At 45.9% G+C, this 2,834-nt stretch carries 4 protein-coding genes; 3 read left to right on the plus strand and 1 reads right to left on the minus strand.

Annotated elements, in window-relative coordinates; genetic code table 11:
* The first annotated feature begins 277 nt into the window (after positions 1-277).
* Positions 278-493 (plus strand): TIGR02450 family Trp-rich protein, encoded by a 216-nt coding sequence (locus BZG82_RS15945; protein WP_077458442.1) that lies wholly within the window; start codon positions 278-280, stop codon positions 491-493.
* Between the two features lie 65 nt (positions 494-558).
* On the opposite strand, the gene BZG82_RS15950 is transcribed toward BZG82_RS15945, so the two are convergent.
* The gene (locus BZG82_RS15950; protein WP_077766312.1) at positions 559-1,254 is read right to left on the minus strand and encodes a VC0807 family protein; all 696 of its coding nucleotides are present in this window, start codon (positions 1,252-1,254) and stop codon (positions 559-561) included.
* A gap of 200 nt (positions 1,255-1,454) precedes the next feature.
* On the opposite strand from BZG82_RS15950, the gene BZG82_RS15955 reads away from it, so the two are divergent.
* Together BZG82_RS15955 and BZG82_RS15960 are read left to right on the plus strand one after the other, a co-directional pair.
* Complete coding sequence (locus BZG82_RS15955) at positions 1,455-1,670, plus strand: hypothetical protein (RefSeq protein ID WP_077766313.1); 216 nt, start codon at positions 1,455-1,457, stop codon at positions 1,668-1,670.
* 301 nt (positions 1,671-1,971) lie between these two features.
* Positions 1,972-2,664 carry an oligogalacturonate-specific porin KdgM family protein gene (locus BZG82_RS15960; protein WP_077663413.1) on the plus strand — a complete coding sequence of 231 codons (693 nt, stop codon included), beginning with the start codon at positions 1,972-1,974 and terminating at the stop codon, positions 2,662-2,664.
* The last annotated feature ends 170 nt before the right edge of the window (positions 2,665-2,834 follow it).

Raw genomic sequence — 2,834 nt, forward strand, 5'->3', positions numbered from 1 at the left:
TCTCTGAACAGACTGTAGAACGTGATATGTGGATAGATTCTGATTTGCTAATTTTAAAAGATGTTACTGGAAAAGAAGTAGGATTTTCTTTGTATGGTAAAAATGCAGCAAGAGCAGTGTTACAAGAGATTTCTAGTCAATTAATGTAGAAAGTTTTCTCGTTCCCACGCTCTCTCGTGGGAACGAGTTACACCAACCCCCACCACTGAACCAAACCGAACCCCGCTCGTACTAGGTATCGTTATTTTTAACCGATGCAGTATCTAACGGGGTGAGTGTGAACCAAATCAATCCAGCCAAGTTACGCAATAGCAAGTGGACGGCGGTCAAACCCATTAATCGTGAGAAGCACTTTTTGGTCTCCGATGTTGAGTATGATGAAGACGGTGTGGTGGTGTTATGCGTGCTCGAGTCGGTGCTGTCGAAAAAAGAATATCCGATTGATTGGCGTGAGCTCAAAAGTGACGAGAAGTGGCGTCAAGGGTGGAAGTGATATTAAAGGGAGGAGGCTATCCTCCCTTTTTTGATCCGCTTTTGAAATGTCGCGCGTGGCGCTTGTTATTTTAAGTGGAAGATTTGCTCTGTTTCTAGCGCTGTCATCGCGCGTATCTGACGCCAAATGTAGTAAAAGATGCCGAACATCATCAACATGCTTGGGATAGCAATCATCGGGTAGCTATACAGCGTCATTTTGCCTAGTTCTTCATTAAACGCGGGTGTGCCGGCAGGGCTGGTGACAATCCACGTGGCAAGGAAGTAGTTCATCGCCGATGAGAACACAAAGGTGCTGGCGAACAGATAGTTTGACCACATCAAACAACGCTCAAAGGCGGCGGATTGCCCGCTCTCTTTTAAACGCTGATTGATCAACGAGAGGTTGAGCACGGTGTCATTCAGAATTAACTTCTGCATCAGCGGGTAGCGGGTAAAGGTTGACCCTAACACCGCCAAGCCGATAAGGCCGGGGATCAGCGCCTCTTTTAAGGCTAGCCAACGGGTATCGAGCTCGAGTAGGCCAATCCCACCTGTCAGTAACACGCTGATAAAACCCAGTGCTGCGATAAAATTGAATTTCTGGTTACGGACCAGATCCATCCCGCCGTAAGCGAGAGGAAAGGCCAAAGCGACGACCAGTGCCGTGGCTGTCCCTAGGTATTCATCGCCGCTCAACTTCATCAGGATGATCGAGGGGATGAAAACGTTGAACAGGATTTCAAACAGGGGGCTCGGCTTTTTCGCGATGGTATTGCTCATAATGTGTGACTAACTCTACGTGATATCGGTGTCATTATACTCTGCCAAGCAGTGTTCATCGACCCGCGATCGATGTAAAGCGTAAAAGCGCACCGTTGTGTAACTATGTGTGAAATCAATAGGTGTGAGGGATTGGATAGCGATGAGACTCGCGTTGCGCATTGCTTCTAGCGCTGCCAATGGTCTTGTAGGTAGCCCAAATGCTGATTTTTTTACCACAACTGTCTATTAAATGTGCGCCGTGTTTTGATTACCGTAGTGTGATGGCGGATGTCGCTCGTAATTTCCACTCTCTAGACGGTAAGAACTGGCTAACTTACGCAGACAGTGCTTGTCCAAATGTGAAAGGTGAAGTGTTTATCCGCTCTGTCTCTGCTACTGGCGCGAACACAAGCTGCGTGACTAGCTTGAAATAACTCGATTCTTGTATGTTCATTGTTGGCAAAGCCTCAACATCCATCATGTTGAGGCTTTGTTTTTTCGGGGGAATTAAGTGTGATCTACGTCNTACGATAAGTGACTATATTTACTGTATTTTTATCAGGTTTTAAGCGCCGGTTTGAACAAGATCACTTTTTTAAAACGTTTTATTTTTCATCGCGAATTAATTGAAGCAATATTGCGAACGCCAAGGAGGCACACTCCAAAGTTTGCGATAAAAGGGAAGAGATGCCCTCCAAAACTATCGTATAACGCGAACAAATAAAGGCAGTAATCATGAAAAAATTTTTTGCACTGAGTGCTCTTTCTCTCGCTTTCGCTTCTAGCGCTTTTGCTGGTTCTTCTTACGTAACAGGTAATGTTCAATTCCACGATGATGGCCGAATTCATGGTTCGGACGTTACATCTACACTGGAAGCTGGGCATACTTTTGATAACCAATTCGGCGGCTTGACGATTTACACCGAATTTGATGGTATTCAGTTAGGTAAATTGGAAACAGAAAACGGTGGTGCAGGTAACACCACACCAGCAATCACTGTGGGTGGTGAGCAGGTATTTAATCTTACCGATCATTTATGGGTTGCCGCGGGTTACCAACACCTATTCTCTGCTGGCGAGAATGTGCAGTACCGTCCATTGGTTAAGATTGGATACAACTTCGACAGCGGCATCTCGTTAAGTAACCGTACTCGTGCGCATATTGATGCGACAGACGCAGATGCGGATACAGATTACCGTATGGATAACCGCATCGGTTACGTGATGAATGAGGATGTGACGCTAAGTTACAACAACGTTTACATGATTGAAGCGGAAACCATGGACCACGAGCTTCGCGCAACGTGGACTCGTAAAGGTGTTCAACCTTACTTTGAGTTCCGCAGTCAAGCACATGGTGCAGAAAACGCGGGTGGTGACAGCCTAGTGAATAACGCGTTTGTATTTGGGGCCTCTTACGGCTTCTAATGTTATATTTTTCTTAACTATCCATTAAGAAAAAGCCCTGCGGTTTATCTCGCTGGGCTTTGTTTTTCTTGGTACTGCCTTCTTGATGGCTATATTCGAACACTTGGCCTTTTTCGTTAAACGCGCAAACAGTGCCGCTGTCTTTGTCTCGCCATCCTCCATACTAGGAG

Source organism: Salinivibrio sp. PR5 (assembly GCF_001996085.1).
Classification (GTDB): domain Bacteria; phylum Pseudomonadota; class Gammaproteobacteria; order Enterobacterales; family Vibrionaceae; genus Salinivibrio; species Salinivibrio proteolyticus.

Excerpts from the sequence above, each read along its gene's own strand:
- BZG82_RS15950 (WP_077766312.1), bottom strand. The coding sequence starts at position 1,254 with ATGAGCAATACCATCGCGAAAAAGCCGAGCCCCCTGTTTGAAATCCTG.
- BZG82_RS15955 (WP_077766313.1), top strand. The coding sequence starts at position 1,455 with ATGCTGATTTTTTTACCACAACTGTCTATTAAATGTGCGCCGTGTTTT.
- BZG82_RS15960 (WP_077663413.1), top strand. The coding sequence starts at position 1,972 with ATGAAAAAATTTTTTGCACTGAGTGCTCTTTCTCTCGCTTTCGCTTCT.